The organism is Synechococcus sp. N19, from assembly GCF_900474045.1.
Classification (GTDB): domain Bacteria; phylum Cyanobacteriota; class Cyanobacteriia; order PCC-6307; family Cyanobiaceae; genus Parasynechococcus.
The window spans coordinates 64820-82247 of the sequence record NZ_UCNR01000011.1; the positions used below are offsets into that span (position 1 = coordinate 64820).

Annotated in this window: 14 protein-coding genes; 10 read left to right on the forward strand and 4 right to left on the reverse strand. The window is 61.9% G+C overall.

What is annotated here, in order from left to right; all coding sequences use genetic code 11:
• Nucleotides 1-30 precede the first annotated feature (30 nt).
• Nucleotides 31-1101: an anthranilate phosphoribosyltransferase family protein gene (locus DXY02_RS07655; RefSeq protein ID WP_114988784.1), complete on the forward strand. Its 1071-nt coding sequence runs from the start codon at nucleotides 31-33 to the stop codon at nucleotides 1099-1101.
• Here the strand turns inward: DXY02_RS07655 and DXY02_RS07660 are convergent.
• Complete coding sequence (locus tag DXY02_RS07660) at nucleotides 1062-1529, reverse strand: GNAT family N-acetyltransferase (RefSeq protein WP_114988785.1); 468 nt, start codon at nucleotides 1527-1529, stop codon at nucleotides 1062-1064. The two genes, DXY02_RS07655 and DXY02_RS07660, sit on opposite strands and share 40 nt — an antisense overlap.
• Nucleotides 1530-1574: 45 nt before the next feature.
• Between DXY02_RS07660 and DXY02_RS07665 the strand changes: the two genes are divergently transcribed.
• The 4 genes from DXY02_RS07665 to DXY02_RS07680 all read left to right on the forward strand — a co-directional run bounded on the left by DXY02_RS07665 (nucleotide 1575) and on the right by DXY02_RS07680 (nucleotide 6846).
• Nucleotides 1575-2816 carry an MFS transporter gene (locus DXY02_RS07665; protein WP_170951521.1) on the forward strand — a complete coding sequence of 414 codons (1242 nt, stop codon included), beginning with the start codon at nucleotides 1575-1577 and terminating at the stop codon, nucleotides 2814-2816.
• A 45-nt stretch (nucleotides 2817-2861) separates the two neighbouring features.
• Nucleotides 2862-5000 (forward strand): polyphosphate kinase 1, encoded by a 2139-nt coding sequence (gene ppk1, locus DXY02_RS07670; RefSeq protein WP_114988787.1) that lies wholly within the window; start codon nucleotides 2862-2864, stop codon nucleotides 4998-5000.
• Nucleotides 5001-5203: 203 nt separating this feature from the next.
• The gene (locus tag DXY02_RS07675; protein WP_114988788.1) at nucleotides 5204-6190 is read left to right on the forward strand and encodes an RpoD/SigA family RNA polymerase sigma factor; all 987 of its coding nucleotides are present in this window, start codon (nucleotides 5204-5206) and stop codon (nucleotides 6188-6190) included.
• 5 nt (nucleotides 6191-6195) lie between these two features.
• Nucleotides 6196-6846: a diacylglycerol/polyprenol kinase family protein gene (locus DXY02_RS07680; RefSeq protein ID WP_114988789.1), complete on the forward strand. Its 651-nt coding sequence runs from the start codon at nucleotides 6196-6198 to the stop codon at nucleotides 6844-6846.
• A gap of 16 nt (nucleotides 6847-6862) precedes the next feature.
• Here the strand turns inward: DXY02_RS07680 and DXY02_RS07685 are convergent, their stop codons facing one another.
• Complete coding sequence (locus DXY02_RS07685; protein WP_114988790.1) at nucleotides 6863-7930, reverse strand: 3-deoxy-7-phosphoheptulonate synthase; 1068 nt, start codon at nucleotides 7928-7930, stop codon at nucleotides 6863-6865.
• 96 nt (nucleotides 7931-8026) lie between these two features.
• On the opposite strand from DXY02_RS07685, the gene acnB reads away from it, so the two are divergent.
• Genes acnB through DXY02_RS07700 form a run of 3 tightly spaced genes read left to right on the forward strand, consistent with a single transcriptional unit; the run spans nucleotide 8027 to nucleotide 13704 of the window.
• Nucleotides 8027-10609: a bifunctional aconitate hydratase 2/2-methylisocitrate dehydratase gene (gene acnB / locus DXY02_RS07690; protein WP_114988791.1), complete on the forward strand. Its 2583-nt coding sequence runs from the start codon at nucleotides 8027-8029 to the stop codon at nucleotides 10607-10609.
• Between the two features lie 18 nt (nucleotides 10610-10627).
• Nucleotides 10628-12073 (forward strand): ClC family H(+)/Cl(-) exchange transporter, encoded by a 1446-nt coding sequence (locus tag DXY02_RS07695; protein ID WP_114988792.1) that lies wholly within the window; start codon nucleotides 10628-10630, stop codon nucleotides 12071-12073.
• Between the two features lie 56 nt (nucleotides 12074-12129).
• Nucleotides 12130-13704: a radical SAM protein gene (locus DXY02_RS07700; RefSeq protein WP_114988793.1), complete on the forward strand. Its 1575-nt coding sequence runs from the start codon at nucleotides 12130-12132 to the stop codon at nucleotides 13702-13704.
• Here DXY02_RS07700 and DXY02_RS07705 read toward each other — a convergent pair.
• On the reverse strand, nucleotides 13691-14971 hold the full coding sequence (locus DXY02_RS07705; protein ID WP_114988794.1) for an O-antigen ligase: 1281 nt from the start codon (nucleotides 14969-14971) through the stop codon (nucleotides 13691-13693). The two genes, DXY02_RS07700 and DXY02_RS07705, sit on opposite strands and share 14 nt — an antisense overlap.
• Complete coding sequence (gene purU / locus DXY02_RS07710; RefSeq protein ID WP_114988795.1) at nucleotides 14968-15822, reverse strand: formyltetrahydrofolate deformylase; 855 nt, start codon at nucleotides 15820-15822, stop codon at nucleotides 14968-14970. Before purU ends, DXY02_RS07705 begins: the two co-directional genes overlap by 4 nt.
• 74 nt (nucleotides 15823-15896) lie before the next feature.
• On the opposite strand from purU, the gene psbQ reads away from it, so the two are divergent.
• Both psbQ and DXY02_RS07720 read left to right on the forward strand, forming a co-directional pair.
• Entirely contained in the window at nucleotides 15897-16343 is a 447-nt protein-coding gene (gene psbQ, locus DXY02_RS07715) for a photosystem II protein PsbQ (protein WP_114988796.1), read from the forward strand.
• 14 nt (nucleotides 16344-16357) lie between these two features.
• Nucleotides 16358-17425, forward strand: a complete 1068-nt coding sequence (locus tag DXY02_RS07720) for an FAD-binding oxidoreductase (RefSeq protein WP_114988797.1) — start codon at nucleotides 16358-16360, stop codon at nucleotides 17423-17425.
• Nucleotides 17426-17428: the final 3 nt, after the last annotated feature.

Sequence of the window (17428 nt, forward strand, 5' to 3'; positions counted from 1 at the left end):
GAAGACTGATCACAGCTAGAGGCCGGACCTTTGACGAGCGCAGTTCTCTCCGGCCGCGACCGCTTCAAGCAGCACCTGCGCAAGGTAGGAAGCGGTGAACACACCAGCAAAGGCATGAGTCGTGAGGAAGCGGCTGATGCCATGGAGCTGATGCTGCAGGGCGAAGCGACGCCCGCACAGATCGGCGCCTTCCTGATTGCCCATCGCATCCGACGGCCCGAACCTCAAGAACTCACGGGGATGCTCGACACCTACCGAGCCAATGGCCCGGTGTTGCAATCCACTGTTGGCAGTCGAGCACCGTTGTGTTTCGGCATGCCCTACGACGGGCGCACGCGCACAGCGCCGATTTACCCGCTCACCGCGCTGGTGCTGTTGGCCTGTGGTCAGCCGGTGGTTCTGCAGGGCGGTGAGCGGATGCCGATCAAATACGGCGTCACCGCTGTTGATCTGTTCCGCCTTCTCGATCTCAACCTCACAGGTCTGTCGATCAGCGCCGTTGCAGACGGGTTCCAGCAGAACGGCTTCGCCCTGATTCACCAGCCGGATCATTTCCCCATCGCGGAAACCCTGATCGGCTACCGCGAAGAACTGGGCAAGCGTCCCCCGGTTGCCAGCCTGGAACTGCTCTGGACACCCCACCAAGGCGACCACCTCCTTGTGAGTGGCTTTGTCCACCCACCAACAGAAGCCCGCGCCTGGGAAGCCCTCAAGCAAGCCGGCGAAACCGATGTTCTCACCGTGAAGGGGTTGGAAGGAGGCACCGACCTGCCCATCGGCCGAGCCTGCATCACGGCCCGGGTGCGGAATGGCAAAGCGGAGCGATTGATCCTGCACCCCCGTGACCATGGCTGTCACGACGCCGACGTGGAATGGGCTGACGACACCACCTGGGCGGAGCAGGCACGAAACGCCCTTCAGAACAAAGGCCCTCTCTGCGACGCCCTGCGCTGGAATGCCGGCGCCTATCTGTGGTTCGCCGGCTGCAGTGATTCCCTGGAACAGGGCATTCAACGGGCAGCATCCGTTCTGGAGATGGGCCAGGCCCAAGCCCAGCTTGATCAACTCTGCGCTTGGCGAAACAGCTTGACCATCCGATAGCGCTCGAACGGAACGCCTCCAATCAGGATCGTCTCTGGCGCTTCCACACACCAGCCCCGTCGCTCCAGCAACGGTCGGCTGAACTGGCTGGCCTCCGTTCGTAATTGTTGAACGCCGGACGCCAGCGCATCCGCCTCAATCCGTTTCAGGAGGGCACTGCCATGCCCCCGCCTCGAGGCACAACCACGGCAGTAGAGCAGCGAGAGACGATCTTCCGGATAGCGGATCGCAAAGGCCGAACCATCAGTGGTGAGCCATCCCGAGCCCTCCCGAAAACTCGCATCGAGCACGCCAGGCAACCAGGCCAGAGCCGCCCAGGCCCTGACTTGTTCATCTGAATAAAGGAGGGGAGCCTGAGATTCGATCGCATCGGCATAGATCTCCCGCAACAGCGGGTGATCCTCCGGAGCGATCGGACGCAAAGCCATGGAGCCGCTTGTGGGAATGTGAGTCTCTCCTGCGTGGCAGCAAGCTTGCAGCGTCCTCGGATTCCCACACTGCTCAGCGCGTTTCTCACGCTGCTCAACGACCGCCTCAGCGAAAGCATTGTTTTTCCGCTGTTGCCCTTTCTCCTGGCCCAGTTCGCCCCAGACGGACGAACCCTGGGACTGTTAGCGGGAAGCTATGCCCTGGCGCAGTTCCTGGTCACTCCCTTGATCGGAGCGCTCAGTGATCGCTACGGCCGCCGCCCCGTGATCAGCATCTGCGTCGCAGGATCCGTGGTGGGGCTTGGCCTGTTTGCCGTGACGGTTTCACTGCCTTGGCCCAGCCAAAGTCTGCTGCCCCTGCTGTTGTTGTTCGCAGCACGGATCATTGACGGCATCAGTGGCGGTACGGCAGCAACAGCCAGCGCCGTGCTCGCCGACATCACGCCTCCCGACAAGCGAGCCCGTGCCTTCGGCTTGATCGGCGTGGCCTTTGGTTTGGGGTTCATCCTTGGACCCTTCGTTGGCGGGCAACTGGCCCGGGTGGCCGTGTCCCTTCCCGTTTGGGTGGCCACAGGCTTTGCTGCACTCAACCTCTTGGTGGTGCTCAATGTGCTGCCGGAAACCCATCCCCAGGAATCCCGCAAAAACCTGCCCAGAAAACGCGACCTCAATCCGTTTGCACGGCTGAGCCAGGTGCTGATGAACCCCAGTGTGGGGCGACTGTGCGGAGCTTTTTTCCTCTTCTTCCTGGCCTTCAACGGCTTCACCGCCATCCTGGTGCTCTATTTCAAGCAGCGCTTCGGCTGGGGCCCTGAGCTCGCCACCACCGCCTTCCTGGTGGTGGGGGTGGTCGCCACTGTGGTGCAAGGAGGGCTGATCGGACCGCTGGTGAAACGGTTTGGCGAATGGCGTCTGACCTTGCTGGGCCTCGGCCTGGTGATCATTGGGTGCCTGCTGATCCCCAGCGTCGGTGCATCCGATCGGGCGGGCGCCATCTTTACTGCCGTCGGCATCCTGGCCCTGGGCACCGGATTGGTCACACCAAGCCTGCGCAGCCTGGTGTCACGGCGCCTGGGTCGGGAAGGGCAAGGCAGTGCCCTCGGCAGCCTGCAGGCCCTGCAAAGTTTGGGCAGTTTCCTCGGCCCTCCCCTGGCGGGATTCAGCTACGACCTGCTTGGTCCAGTGAGCCCGTTTGCAGCTGCGGCAACCGTGCTGGTGATCGTGATCGGCCTGGTGGCCGGCAGCCCTCTGCCGGACACCTCCGACACACAACCAAGCCAGTCCTGATTGCTACGTTTCGGCTAACGACACCAGCGCCGAGCCGTTCAGCCCATGAGCGCAGCAGCCTTAGCCCCGGAGCACTACATCAACCGGGAGCTGAGCTGGATCGCCTTCAACGAAAGGGTGCTGGCCCAGGCCCTGGATCCGCGCACACCTCTGCTCGATCAAGCCAAGTTCAGCGCCATCTTCAGCAACAACCTCGACGAATTCTTCATGGTTCGCGTGGCGTCACTGAAGTCTCAGGTGGAGGCGGGCGTCAGCAAGCCAAGTGAGGATGGCAAATCGCCGTTGGAGCAGCTGCTGGCGATCCGGGAACGGCTGATTCCCCTGCTGCGAGAGCAACAGGTGCATTACCGCCAGCACCTGAGGCCGAAGCTGCTGGAACACAAGGTTGAGCTGCTCGATTACAAACAGCTGAACGAAGACCAACGCCAATGGGTTGACGACACCTTCCAGACCTCGGTGTTTCCGGTGCTCACACCTCTGGCTGTGGACCCCGCCCATCCGTTCCCCTTCGTCAGCAACCTGAGCCTCAACGTTGCGGCCGTGGTTGTTGATCCGGAAACAGGACAACGGCAATTTGCCCGGGTGAAAGTTCCCCAGAAAAATCTGCCTCGCTTCATCGCCATCCCCTCGCACCTGAGCGGCCAGGAGCACAAACCCGTTCACACCGCCATCGCCCTCGAGCAGGTGATCGCCTTCAACCTGAAGGAGCTGTTCCCTGGCATGACGATCGAGGGGCACTACTTCTTCCGCGTGACGCGGGATGCGGATCTGGAATTGAGGGATCTGGAAGCCGATGACCTGATGCTGGCCCTGGAACAAGGACTGCGAAAGCGACGCATGGGCGGTGAGGTGGTGCGCCTCGAGGTGCCCAACGAAATGCCTCAGGACGTGGTGGAGATGCTGATGACAGGACTCAGCGTTGAAGAGGAAGACCTCTATGTGATTGATGGTCCCCTGGGCCTGGACGACCTGCTCAGCCTGACCGCCCTACCGCTGCCGAAACTCAAGAGCCAAAGCCACGGAGGCCAGACACCGACGGTGCTAGCCCGCAGTCAGCAACACCTGCTGGACGAGGGAGCAATCAAGCCGGATGAGTTCAGATCGATCTTCTCGGTGATTCGCCGTCAGGACATCCTTCTGCACCATCCCTATGACCTCTTCTCGACAACCGTCGAAGAGTTCATCAACCAGGCAGCGGACGATCCCCAGGTGATGGGCATCAAGATGACGCTCTACCGCACCTCCAAAGACTCGCCGATCATCGCTGCACTGATCCGTGCCGCCGAAAACGGCAAGCAGGTGATGGCACTGGTGGAATTGAAAGCACGATTTGACGAAGACAACAACATCCAATGGGCCCGGCACTTGGAGCAATCCGGAGTGCATGTGGTCTACGGGGTGCTGGGGCTGAAAACCCACACCAAGATTGTTCTGGTGGTGCGCAAGGAAAAAGACAAGCTGCAGAGCTATGCGCACATCGGCACGGGCAACTACAACTCCAAAACCTCCAAGCACTACACCGACCTGGGCCTGCTCACCGCCAACCAGGAACTGGGTCAAGACCTGGTGGAACTGTTCAATTACCTCACCGGTTTTTCCAAGCAGCAAAGTTTTCGTCGCCTGCTCGTAGCCCCCGTCACCCTGCGGAAAGGCATGGAGCTGTTAATTCGCCGCGAAATTGAACATGCTCAGCAGGGCCGAGAGGCCGTGATCCGAGCCAAGATGAATTCCCTGGTGGACCCAACGATCATTGCGCTTCTTTATGAAGCTTCCCAAGCCGGAGTGACGATCGAATTGATCATTCGCGGCATGTGCAGTCTCTATCCCGGTTGTGAAGGATTGAGTGAAAACATTCGTGTAATCAGCATCATCGGCCCGTTCCTGGAACACTCGAGAATCTTTTCCTTCGCCAACGGCGGCTCACCGGAGGTGTACATCGGCAGTGCCGACTGGATGAGCCGCAACCTCGACCGCCGCATTGAAGCAGTCACTCCGATCGAAGACCCAGAGCATCGCCAGAAACTGGAACGCCTGCTGCAGCTGTACTTGAATGACAACCAGGCCGCCTGGGACATGCAGAGCGACGGCACATTTGTGCAGCGCAAACCCGAAAACGACACCTCGGAACGCAATTCCCAGATTCAATTGATCAAGGAATGGAGCAACGGCATCCAATCCTTGTGATTCTTTTGGTTTTCAAAGGGATTGCGTCTGTGACATCCGATACAACATTCCTTCAAAAACAAAGTTGAAGCCACCACGATCACGGCCGAATCAGTTGTTTTGAAAGCCCAAAGATTCAGCTCCTGAAATTCTTTCGATTCGAAACAGTCAGCACTGTTGCTTGGTGCTAAGTTCAGCCCAAATTCATTCAGGAGACCAGGGTGATGGGGATCCCTCTGGAATCTTCCGGCACGACAAAACAGTCGTCCCAGAAGGAACCTGCGTTGCCGTCCACCGGACGTCGACCATCAACTCGACAAGGAGGGCGGCTTGCCACCGACTCCATCGGTTTTTATCTGAGCAGCATCGGACGCATCCCCTTGCTGACGGCAGCTGAAGAGATCGAACTTGCACACCATGTGCAAGCGATGAAGCAACTTCAGGAGCTACCGGAAGAGGAGCTGACCTCCCGGCATCGCCACAAGATCCGCATGGGCAAACGGGCCCGCGACAGGATGATGGCCGCCAACCTCCGCCTCGTGGTGAGCGTGGCGAAGAAATACCAGAACCAGGGCCTGGAGCTGCTCGATCTGGTTCAGGAAGGTGCCATCGGCCTGGAGCGAGCGGTCGACAAGTTCGACCCCGCCATGGGCTACAAATTTTCCACCTATGCCTACTGGTGGATTCGTCAAGGCATGACGCGGGCCATCGACAACAGCGCCCGCACCATTCGCCTGCCGATCCACATCAGCGAAAAACTCTCCAAGATGCGTCGCATCTCCCGGGAGCTGTCCCACCGCTTCGGTCGTCAACCGAATCGGCTGGAGTTGGCAAGTGCCATGGGCATCGAGCCCCGGGAACTGGAGGATCTGATCTCCCAGAGCGCACCTTGTGCATCGCTGGATGCCCATGCCCGTGGCGAGGAAGATCGCAGCACCCTGGGTGAACTGATCCCGGATCCCAACGGTGAAGAACCGATGGAGGGGATGGATCGCAGCATCCAGAAGGAACATCTGGGGGGCTGGCTCTCGCAGCTGAACGAACGCGAGCAGAAGATTCTGAAGTTGCGGTTCGGTCTTGGTGGTGAAGAGCCTCTGACCCTTGCGGAGATCGGTCGTCAGATCAATGTGTCCCGTGAGCGCGTCCGACAGCTGGAGGCCAAAGCGATTCTCAAGCTGCGCGCCATGACCAACCACCAACAAGCCGCCTAAGCCACTTGCTTTCCATCACCGGACTCATCGCCATCCTGACCTGGATGGCGATGGTGGTAGCAGGCGCCGTGTTGTGCCGCCGGCTTCGGCCGAATCAACGGGAACTGAGCCGAAAAATTGTGCACATCGGAACCGGAGCCGTGGTTCCTTTGGCCTGGTTCTTTGAAATTCCCTTCGTTGTTGCCCTGCCTGTTGCGGCGGTGATCACCGTTGTGACGACGATCAACCACCAATGGCGCTTCATCCCCGCTGTTGAGGATGTTGATCGCAACAGCTACGGCACCATCGCCTACGGCATCGCAATCACAACGCTGCTTCTGCCGTTCTGGCCAACCCGAGCCGATGCGGTGTCCGCCGGGGTTCTGGTGATGGCCTTAGGGGATGGGCTTGCAGGGTTGATCGGCCGCAACGTCGTGTCCCCGAAGTGGGTTCTGTTTGGTCAGACCAAATCAAGCGTCGGCACGATGACCATGGCCGTTGTCTCAGGCCTGGTGCTGATCGGCCTGGCGCGATGGTCGGGGGCTGACCTATCCCTGCCAGCAGCCCTTGGCATGGTGGCCATGGCAACCGGTTTGGAACAGCTCAGCTGGCGCGGTCTCGACAACCTCAGCGTTCCCCTCAGCGTGGGGGTGCTGTGGAGTCAACTGGTGGTTTGAACCAAGGCGTTGATGCTCAGGCGGTAACCGTCTGTTTGCGACTGGCCACAGCCGCGGCCAGATCCTCCAACAGGGTTTCGGTGGTCTCGAGGCTGATGCAGGCATCCGTGACGCTCTGGCCATAGGTGAGCTGCGTCAGGTCGGCGTTGAGCTTCTGGTTGCCTTCCACCAGATGGCTCTCGATCATCACGCCCATCACGTGATTGGAGCCCCCCCGCAACTGCTCGGCAACGCTGGCCAGCACCTCCGCCTGTCGGCGGAAGTCTTTGTTGCTATTGGCATGGCTGCAATCCACCATCAGACGATCCTGCAGACCGGCTTTGCTCAACTCGGCTGCGGACTCCTGCACAGCTTCCAAGTGGTAATTGCTGCCCTGGCTGCCGCCGCGCAGCACGAGGTGGCCGTAGGGATTGCCCGTGGTGCTGACGATCGAGGCATGACCATCGCGATTGATGCCGAGGAAGTGATGCGGCTTGGCTGCCGCCTGCATGGCATTGATCGCGATGGTGGCGCTGCCGTTGGTGCTGTTCTTGTAGCCGATCGGCATCGACAACCCTGAGGCCATTTCGCGGTGGGTCTGACTTTCCGTCGTCCTGGCACCGATCGCGGTCCAGCTGATCAAATCAGCGATGTACTGCGGAACAACGGGATCGAGCAGTTCCGTTGCAGCAGGCATCCCCTCCCGGGCGAGATCCAACAGCAGTCCCCGGGCCCGCCGCAGGCCGGTGTTGATGTCGTAGGAGTCGTCGAGATGGGGGTCATTGATCAGTCCCTTCCAACCAACCGTGGTGCGCGGCTTCTCGAAATACACCCGCATCACCACCTCGAGCTGATCCTTCAAGCGCTCGCGGATCGGAGCCAGGCGCTGGGCATACTCCCGGGCAGCCTTGACGTCGTGAACAGAGCAGGGGCCCACCACCACCAGCAAACGCTGATCACGACCACTGAGGATCTCTTGAATGCGCCGGCGGGCTGACGCCACGGTTTCGAGTGCCGCCGCGTCCATGGGCAGCTCCTGATGCAACACAGCAGGGGCCACCAAAGGACGTGTCTCCACCACATGCAAATCGGAGGTGGTGGCCATGACTGGACGCGAGACTCCGACCAAGGCTACGCACCCCGCTCACTGGCAACAGACACGGTCCGGAAGAATGGTGGTCATCCCTGAACAGAGATCTCCATGCTGAGCGCTTACCGCGAGCTGGCCGCCGCCCGGGAAGCCCAGGGCGTTCCCGCTCTTCCGCTCAACGCCGAGCAGACCCAGGGACTGACCGAATTGCTGCAGAACCCTCCCGCCGGCGAGGAGGAGTTCCTGCTGCACCTGCTCAGCGAGCGGATCCCACCGGGTGTGGATGAAGCGGCTTACGTGAAGGCCACCTGGCTCAGTGCCGTGGCTCAGGGAGACGCCAAAAGCCCCCTGGTGTCACCACTGGAGGCCACCCGGCTGCTGGGAACCATGGTGGGGGGATACAACGTCGCCGCCCTGATCGAGCTGCTGAAGCACTCCGACGCTGCACTGGCTGGCTGTGCTGCTGAGGGACTCAGCCGAACGCTGCTGGTCTACGACGCCTTCAACGAAGTGATGGATCTGGCGGCGGACAACCGCTTCGCCAAGCAAGTTGTGGACAGCTGGGCCGCAGCCGAGTGGTTCACCGCCAAGCCCGAACTGGCCGAGAGCATCACCGTGACGGTCTTCAAGGTTGAAGGCGAAACCAACACGGACGATCTGTCGCCGGCCACCCACGCCACCACCCGGCCGGACATCCCCGTCCATGCCCTGGCGATGCTCGAGACCCGCGATCCAGAGGGACTGAAAACCATCGCAAACCTGAAAGAGAAAGGCCATCCCGTGGCCTACGTCGGTGATGTGGTGGGAACCGGCAGCTCCCGCAAGAGCGCCATCAATTCGGTGCTCTGGCACACCGGCAATGACATTCCCCATGTGCCCAACAAACGGGCCGGCGGCGTGATCCTTGGCGGCAAGATCGCCCCGATCTTCTTCAACACCGCTGAAGACTCCGGTGCCCTGCCGATCGAATGCGATGTCACCGACCTGAACACTGGTGATGTGATCACCATTCGCCCCCACGCCGGCACGATCGAACGGGACGACAAGGTTGTGAGTCGGTTCGAGCTGAAGCCCACCACCATCAGCGACGAGGTGCGGGCCGGCGGTCGCATCCCCCTGATGATCGGTCGCGCCCTCACCGACAAGGTGCGCGCCAAGCTTGGCCTCACCCCTTCGGATCTGTTCATCCGCCCCTCAGCCCCGGCAGACACCGGCAAGGGCTTCACCTTGGCGCAGAAGATGGTGGGCAAGGCCTGCGGTCTTGCAGGCGTCCGACCCGGCACCAGCTGCGAACCGCTGATGACCACCGTCGGCTCCCAGGACACCACCGGCCCGATGACGCGGGACGAAATGAAGGAACTGGCCTGCCTGGGCTTCTCCTCCGACCTGGTGATGCAGAGCTTCTGCCACACCGCCGCTTATCCGAAGCCGGTGGATCTGCAGACCCAGAACGAACTGCCCGACTTCTTCGCCCAGCGCGGTGGCGTGGCTCTTCGGCCCGGTGACGGCATCATCCACAGCTGGCTGAACCGGATGCTTCTGCCCGACACCGTCGGCACCGGCGGCGACAGCCACACCCGCTTCCCCCTCGGCATTTCCTTCCCAGGCGGCTCTGGGGTGGTGGCCTTTGCAGCCGCCATCGGCGCCATGCCACTGGACATGCCTGAATCGGTGCTGGTGCGCTTCAGCGGATCCCTGCAACCGGGCGTCACGCTCCGGGACGTGGTGAACGCCATCCCCTGGGTGGCCATTCAGCGGGGACTGCTCACCGTTGAAAAGGCCAACAAGAAGAACCTGTTCAACGGCCGGATCATGGAGATCGAAGGTCTGCCCGACCTGAAGCTGGAACAGGCCTTCGAACTCACCGATGCCAGCGCCGAACGCTCCTGCGCCGGCTGCACGATCAAGCTCTCCGAAGACACGGTGAGCGAATACCTGCGCAGCAACGTGGCGCTGCTGAAAAACATGATCGCCCGCGGCTACAGCGACGCCCGCACCCTGGCCCGCCGGATCAAGGAGATGGAGGCCTGGCTGGCGAATCCCAAGCTGATGAGTGCTGACGCAGACGCGGAGTACGCGGAAGTGCTGGAGATCAACCTCGACGACCTCACCGAACCGGTGGTGGCCTGCCCCAACGATCCCGACAACGTGAAGCTGCTCAGCGAGGTGGCTGGTGACCCTGTGCAGGAGGTGTTCATCGGCTCCTGCATGACCAACATCGGCCACTACCGCGCCGCGGCCAAGGTGCTGGAAGGCGCCGGCCAGAACACGGCGCGCCTGTGGGTCTGTCCCCCAACGCGGATGGACGAAGAGACCCTGAAGGAGGAGGGCTATTACGCCACCTTCGAGGCCGCCGGGTCCCGCATGGAGATGCCGGGTTGCTCCCTCTGCATGGGCAACCAGGCCCGCGTGGAAGACAACACGACCGTGTTCTCCACCAGCACCCGCAACTTCAACAACCGCCTGGGCAAGGGTGCTCAGGTGTACCTGGGCAGTGCCGAACTGGCCGCCGTCTGCGCCCAGCTGGGACGCATTCCCACCCCGGAGGAATACCGCAGCATTGCGGCCGAGAAGATCGACCCTCTCTCCGATGAGCTCTACCGCTACCTGAACTTCGATCAGATCAGCGGCTTTGAAGACCAGGGGCGCGTGGTCAATGCTGACGACGCAGCAACCGTTCTGGCTCAGGCCTGATTCCGGATCACCTCATCTGTGCCATCCCTGAGCGAACCCAAGCAACGACGCCACCTCCTGGGCTCCAGCCGGAGCATCAGGAGGTTGTTGGAACGCCGCTGGCTGGTGGTGGTTTTGGCTCTGGCGCTCACGGGCCTTGGGGCTGCCATCACCGGCCTGCTGTTCACCAGCGGCATCAGCCTGCTGCGGGATTGGCGGCTCGACCTGCTCGATGAATTTCCAGCCTGGGTGGTACTCCCCGCCCTCGGCGCCCTCGGCGGCATGGTCTCGGCCTGGTTGATCACCAACCTGTCTCCAGCCGCTGGCGGAGCCGGGATCACCCACATCATGGGCTTCCTGTGCCACCGGTCAGTTCCGATGGGGCTTCGGGTGGGCCTGGTGAAACTGGTGGCCGGCATTATTGCCATCGGCTCGGGTTTCCCTCTGGGTCCGGAAGGCCCCGCCGTTCAGATGGGCGGCTCCGTGGCCTGGCAGATGTCCCGCTGGCTGCGGGCACCGGTGGCCTTTCGCCGGGTGATTGTGGCCGCCGGTGGTGGTGCCGGTATTGCCGCCGTGTTCAGTGCTCCCATCGGTGGATTCATCTACGCGATCGAGGAGCTGCTCCACTCCGCCAGGCCCGTGGTGCTGCTGCTGGTGATCATCACCACCTTCTCGGCCGACACCCTGGCGGATGTGCTCGGCTTTCTTGGCCTCAACCCCGGGGGCGGCGGGCTCAACAGCACCATCGGGTTTCAACTGGAACGGGAATACACCCCCTTGGTGCGCTTCCTGCCGGTGGATCTGCTGTATCTGGTGGCTCTCGGTGTGGTGATCGGTGTGCTGGCGGAGCTTTACACCCGCTATGTGCTCACCATGCAGCGGCAGGGCAACCGTTGGTTCGGAGACCGTCTGATCCTGCGCATGACCGTGAGCGGGCTCGTGCTGGGCTGCGTCTATGCAGCCCTGCCGGATGCCTTCCATAACCCCAGCGAACTGAAGCACCTGATTGGAGCCGGCAAGGCCGATATCAGCCTGGCCCTCGCCAGCTTTGTGGTGCTCTTCTTCAGCACCGGACTGGCAGCGGGCTCAGGAGCGCCAGGGGGACTGTTCATGCCGATGCTGACGCTGGGAGGGGCCATTGGCCTGGCCGGTGGTTCCGGTGTTGAGGCCCTCACCGGCCATGTGCCCACCACCTATGTGTTCGCGGGAATGGGCGCCTTCGTTGCAGGCTGTTCCCGCACGCCAATCTCGGCGATGTTCCTGGCCTTTGCCCTCACCAAGGATCTGCTGATCCTCAAACCGATCCTGGTGGCCTGTCTCACCAGCTTTGTGATCGCCCGACTATTCCACCCCCACTCGATCTACGAGCGTCAGATGGGCATGGAACTCGACGCTGAAGATCGGATGGCCATGAAGCTCAATCGCTACAGACGTCCGTTCACGCCGCCAACCCCACCATCAGGCCCAACAGGAGGCCCCAGCTGAACCAGGAAACGCTGCTGTTCGATCCGGCCACACCGGAACCCGGAGCCCTGCGCACGGTGCTGGCCTTTCCCAGCACCTACACCGTGGGCATCACCAGCCTCGGTTATCAGATCGTCTGGTCCACCCTGGCGATGCGATCCGACGTCGACGTGCGCCGGCTCTTCACTGATCAAGGAGATCCACCCCACAGGCACTGCGACCTATTTGGGCTTTCTCTCAGCTGGGAACTCGACGGACCAGTCCTGCTCGATCTGCTGGAACAGCAGCGCATCCCGATCTGGAGCCACGCGCGCACCGACGAGCATCCAATCGTGTTTGGTGGCGGACCTGTACTGACCGCCAATCCCGAGCCCCTTGCACCATTTTTTGATGTCGTGCTGCTGGGCGATGGCGAGGATCTGCTGCCCGCCTTTATCGATGCCCTTCAGAGCGTGAAGGGCCAACCCCGAGCCGAACAACTGCAGCATCTGGCCCGGGTGCCGGGGATCTACGTGCCTGAGCTCCATGCACCCCGCTATGCAGCGGACGGCACCCTTTTGGGGGTGGCACCGGTGGATGCAACTCTTCCAGAACGGGTGGCCAAACAGACATGGCGCGGCAACAGCCTCAGCCACTCGACGGTGATCACGCCGGAAGCGGCTTGGCCTGACATCCACATGGTGGAAGTGGTGCGCAGCTGCCCGGAACTGTGCCGCTTTTGCCTGGCCAGCTATCTGACCCTGCCGTTCCGAACACCGTCGTTGGATGACGGGCTGATCCCGGCCGTGGAAAAAGGCCTTAAAGCCACCAAACGCCTCGGGCTGCTGGGAGCGTCCGTAACCCAGCACCCCCAGTTCGGCGATCTACTCCATTGGCTAGCCCAAGATCGTTTCGATGGCCTACGCGTCAGCGTTAGTTCCGTGCGGGCCGCAACGGTCACTCCGAAGCTGGCGGCAGTGTTGGCAGGACGAGGCAGCAAATCCCTCACCATCGCGATCGAAAGCGGCAGCGAGCGCATGCGCCGCGTGGTGAACAAAAAGCTCAGCGGCGAAGAAATCGAAGCCGCCGCCCGCCATGCCAAGCAAGGTGGCCTCAAGGCCTTGAAGCTCTACGGAATGGTGGGACTTCCCTGTGAAGACAACGACGATGTGGAAAGCACCGCAGCGCTGCTGCTGAGCCTTAAGAAAGGCACCCCTGGGCTGCGCTTCACCTTGGGGGTGAGCACCTTTGTGCCGAAGGCGCACACCCCGTTCCAATGGCAAGGGGTACGCCCTGAAGCAGAAAAACGCCTGAAGCTGCTGGCGAAACGTCTCAAACCCAAAGGCATTGATCTGCGCCCGGAAAGCTATGGCTGGAGCGTGATTCAGGCCCTGCTGTCTCGAAGCGACAGGCGCCTGGCCCCCGTGATCGCTGCGGTGCGCGGCTCCCAGGAAAGCCTGGGGGGTTGGAAAAAGGCCTACCGAGCAGCCCTGGCTGGTGAACTTCCTGAAGCCCGCAGCGCAGGCGTTGTCTTACCGCTGCCTCCCAGTTGGGAGAGCGTGGTGCACGATGCATGGGCCTCTGACACGGTGTTGCCCTGGTGCCATCTCGATGGCCCCTTGAGTCAGGAGAAGCTGCAGGAACACAGGCAAGAGGCCCTCAACCTGGGCTAAACGCTGCCGTCTCGGTCTGCCGAATCCAACTGCGCAGTCCGGCCAACAGAATCCAACCGGCAATGTTTAGGCGGCTGTCAAAGAACGGCATATCAGTGCCGTGAAGCACCACCAGCACCAGCACCGCAGCCCACCAAGCACGATCAAACAAACCCATGCGGCTGCAGCGCAAGGAGACGATCAACAACACCAGCACCAGACCCACCAGCGCAAGCGCCGCCGGCACCCCACTGCTGACCGCCAGCTCCAATGGCAGGTTGTGGGAATGGCCATGCCATTTACCCATGCGCAAGGGGTACAGCACAGAAAAAGCGGCAGCACCCCAGCCCAGCCATGGGCGTTCAGCGATTAACTGCAAAGCCACACCCCACTGACTGAGACGGGTAGAGGCCAAGACACGCTCCCCCGCATAGCGGCTATCGCTGAGCCGTGACCACACCGACTCAGGCACCAATGCCCGGGCAGGGTCCTGGAGCAGCTCCGGGACACCGGGCCACACCGCCAGCAGAACAGGGATCAATCCCAGGGCCAACAGGGGCAGCAACCAGGGCCAACTCACCGGTCCAAGCACCAGGGGCAACGCCAGCACCAACGCGCCCCAGCCGTTGCGGGACTCCGTGAGCACGAGAGCCGTCACCAAAGCGACAGCCAGGATCAGAACAACACTCCGACGACGGCGATCGAGTCCGGGTTGCACCAGGGCCGCCAGCATCAACGGCCACACCAGCGCCAACCAGGCCGCGGCGATGTTGGCGTAATCGAACAAACCCGACAGCCGGCCCTCCGGCTCACCTCCAGGAGCCATGAACCAGATCACCAGGCCCCCCAAGAACTGCCAGGGGCCCTGCCAACCCAACCACAACTGACCCAATCCAGTCACCACAACAGGCACCGTGCCCGCCACCATCCAGAGCGCCGTTCGGCGGCGCGCCCCCGCCTCCGCCACATAGGGCTGGAACCCCCAGAATCCCCAAAAGAAAGGAAGCCAATTAGCCAGACCTGCCCAAGCCAGGTCAGCACGCAAGGCGCTGAAACAGCCGAGCAACATGAGCCCGCCAGCCAACAGAAGCGGCCAGTTCCAGCGGTCATGCCAGTAGGCGCATTCACGACGGAGGCTGCCCAGGACCAAGGCCGGCACAAACAGCAGGCTTGCCAGCAACACTGACGAGGGAAGCAACAGCAGTCCGAGCTGAAACAAGCACCAACCCCAGGGGGATGCGGCGACCGGACAGTCGCCTCTCAGCCATGCGTACAGACGTGCCGTCATGCAAAAACAGCGGTACGCCCGCGATAGACCATCACCTGACGGCGCAGATGCAAGCGAAGGGCCCGCGCCAAGGCAAGGCGTTCCGTGTCACGGCCCTTGCGGATCAGATCCTCCACTTCGTCCCGATGGCTGACGGAAACGGTGGTTTGCTCAATGATCGGGCCGTCATCCAGATCTTCGGTGACGTAGTGGGCTGTAGCGCCGATGAGCTTGACCCCACGATCCCAGGCCCGGTGGTACGGCTGAGCACCCTTGAATGCTGGCAGAAACGAATGGTGGATGTTGATCACCTGGGGGAAACGCTCGAGGAAATCACTGCTCAGCACTTGCATGTATTTGGCCAGCACCGCAAGTTCAACCTTGTTCTGTTCAAGCAGCTCCAGGATCCGCTGCTCCGCTTCCGCTTTGGTGTCCCGACTGACGGGAACACAAACAAACGGAATCTCAAAGGATGCACACAGGGGTTCCAGATCCGGATGGTTGGCGATGACCAGGGGAACCTGCATCGGCAGCTCCCCGCTTTGAACCCGCCAGAGCAGATCCTGCAGGCAGTGGCTCTGCTTGCTGGCAAAAATCGCCACACGCGGATACTCGTCTGAGAAGTGAAGCTGCGCTTCGCCACCAAGCCGCTGTCCCAGAGCCTGAGCCGCTTCAGGAAGCACATCCCGGGGAATGCCGAATCCCTGGAGCTGCCACTCAATCCGGCTGAGAAACACCCCAGCTCCCGCATCCGTGTGGTGATCGGCATGGCGAATGCTGCCGCCGTTGGCCGCCACCCAACCCGCCAATTCGCTGACCAGGCCCGGCCGATCGGGGCAGATCATCTGAAGGATGACGGTGGCGTCACTCACAACAACGCTTTGAAAAACAAAATTCTCCCGCGCAGGAGGGGCTGGTTAAAGTCGCAGGGAAATTTTCAATCACCATGCTGAAGGCTCTGAGCCGCCTTGCCGCGTTCTGCCTCTGCGTCGCTTTGAGCCTGGGTCTGATAGCCCCGGCTGTTAATGCTGCCGGCATCAATCCTGACGACCTGGGCGTGATCCGCCGCCAGGCCGCAGCCTTTGAAGACGCAAAGACCCGTCTGCCTGATCTGGCCCGGCTGGTGAGTGAAAAGGATTGGGTGTTCACCCGCAACCTCCTGCATGGCCCCATGCAGGAAGTGAGCCGGGAAATGTCATACATCAATCAGCGCCTCGACAAGAGCGAGCGCAAGGAAGCCACCAAGGTGGCCCGCTCCTTGAAAGAAGCTCTCGCCGATCTGGATGAAGCGGCACGCCTGCAGGACTTCAGCCGCCTGCAGAAGTCCTACAGCGCCGTGGCTGCCGGGTTTGATGCTTACAGCGATCTGATCCCCGCTGAGGCCTTCAACTGACCCGCTCCATTGGAGTGATTGGTGCCGGGGCCATCGGCCTCGGCATCGCCTGGCATCTGGCCCAGCAAGGGCACGATGTTTCTGTTTACGACCCTCGCCTGAACCAGTCCGTTGATCGCGAGGGATCAGCAAACGATTTGAGTGGAACCTCGGCATCCCTCGGGGTGCTGATGGGCCACGTGTTTCGCCGCAGCAGCGGACGGGGCTGGAGGCTGCGCCGCCGGAGCATGGAGCTCTGGCCGCAATGGATCGAAACGCTGCAGGCCCACCAGCCTGACCTCAAACTCCATGCGGGCCTGCTGCAAATCGCCGAGGATGAACGAGCGGCTGAGCGGATGGAGGTGCTGGCCGCCCAGCGCGTTGACCTGGGCCTGCAGATGGTCACCAGCTCCGACCTGGCAGCTGTCTGGCCTACGGCCAGTCACGGTGGCCTGCACTCGCGCCACGACGGTCGCGTGGATCCACTGCTGCTGCAACGGGCCCTGCGTCAGGCGCTGGCAGAGCAAAGCGTGGAGCTGAATGCCACGGCAGTGATCCGTCTGGAGCGCAACGACAACCACTGGCATGTGCATCGCGCCGATAGAGACAGCTCCGTTCACAAGCTTGTGGTGCTCTGCACGGCCCTGAGCTCGGACGTCTTGCTGGAACCTCTGGGCCAAGCCCGACCGATGACACCGGTGTTGGGCCAGGCCCTGTCACTGGAACTGACAACGGGTCCGACAACGTGGAACAACTGGCCCTCGGTGCTGGTGGATCAGGGCTTCAACCTGATTCCAACCGCACCCGGGCGATTGCTGCTCGGGGCCACCGTGGAACCGGGCGATCACGCTTCGGAGGATCCTCTGACGCTGATGCGCAACCTGAATGAGCGGGCACCGGAGTGGCTGCGCTCAGCCACGGTGGTTGGCCATTGGAGTGGCCTGCGAGCCCGGCCCGTGGATCGCCCTGCCCCTCTGCTGGAGGAGCTGGAACCCGGGTTGATCCTTGCCAGTGGGCACTATCGCAACGGCGTTCTGCTCACGCCTGGCACCGCCGAGTGGGTCGCCGCTGAACTCGAGCAGAGATCACTTGAGCAGGCATAAAAA

Excerpts from the sequence above, each read along its gene's own strand:
- DXY02_RS07705 (WP_114988794.1), bottom strand. The coding sequence starts at position 14,971 with ATGACGGCACGTCTGTACGCATGGCTGAGAGGCGACTGTCCGGTCGCC.
- acnB (WP_114988791.1), top strand. The coding sequence starts at position 8,027 with ATGCTGAGCGCTTACCGCGAGCTGGCCGCCGCCCGGGAAGCCCAGGGC.
- DXY02_RS07675 (WP_114988788.1), top strand. The coding sequence starts at position 5,204 with ATGGGGATCCCTCTGGAATCTTCCGGCACGACAAAACAGTCGTCCCAG.
- DXY02_RS07685 (WP_114988790.1), bottom strand. The coding sequence starts at position 7,930 with ATGGCCACCACCTCCGATTTGCATGTGGTGGAGACACGTCCTTTGGTG.
- ppk1 (WP_114988787.1), top strand. The coding sequence starts at position 2,862 with ATGAGCGCAGCAGCCTTAGCCCCGGAGCACTACATCAACCGGGAGCTG.
- DXY02_RS07660 (WP_114988785.1), bottom strand. The coding sequence starts at position 1,529 with ATGGCTTTGCGTCCGATCGCTCCGGAGGATCACCCGCTGTTGCGGGAG.
- psbQ (WP_114988796.1), top strand. The coding sequence starts at position 15,897 with ATGCTGAAGGCTCTGAGCCGCCTTGCCGCGTTCTGCCTCTGCGTCGCT.